Raw genomic sequence first — 362 nt, 5'->3', positions numbered from 1 at the left:
GATTGACCAGCGGGTTTAAAATTGGTGCTAGCTTATTTCTTAACAGATTTTCCTTTTCTAGGATAAAGCAGATTCTGTTTGGTTAACCCCAATTTTCCATGATGGATCCAGTAGTAGATGGTAGAAATGCCCACGTTAACCCCTTTAGCCTTGACCATCATTTCAGGAGAAAACTTTTGATTATGATAGTGGAGAATCTTTTCCTTTAGTTCCTTGGTTAAGCTTGATTTCTTGACCGAGCGCTTGCGATTGCTTTCATAAGCTTGTTGAGCATAGTAGGCAGAATAAACCTTTTTGAAGCGCCCTTTTCCAAGGCATTGTAGGACTATCCCGCGCTTGATTTCAGTGTGGATAGTTTGAGG

General features: G+C 40.6%; 1 pseudogene. It reads right to left on the bottom strand.

The window, feature by feature from the left end:
* Positions 1-35: 35 nt before the first annotated feature.
* A pseudogene (locus tag HMPREF2837_RS10055) lies at positions 36-362 on the bottom strand (IS30 family transposase); the annotation flags it as partial.

Origin of the sequence: Streptococcus sp. HMSC071D03 (assembly GCF_001812125.1) — a bacterium.
GTDB classification, from domain to species: Bacteria; Bacillota; Bacilli; order Lactobacillales; family Streptococcaceae; genus Streptococcus; species Streptococcus pseudopneumoniae_N.
Note: the sequence above shows the minus strand (reverse complement) of the source record. Positions and strands in the feature narration are given on the sequence as shown.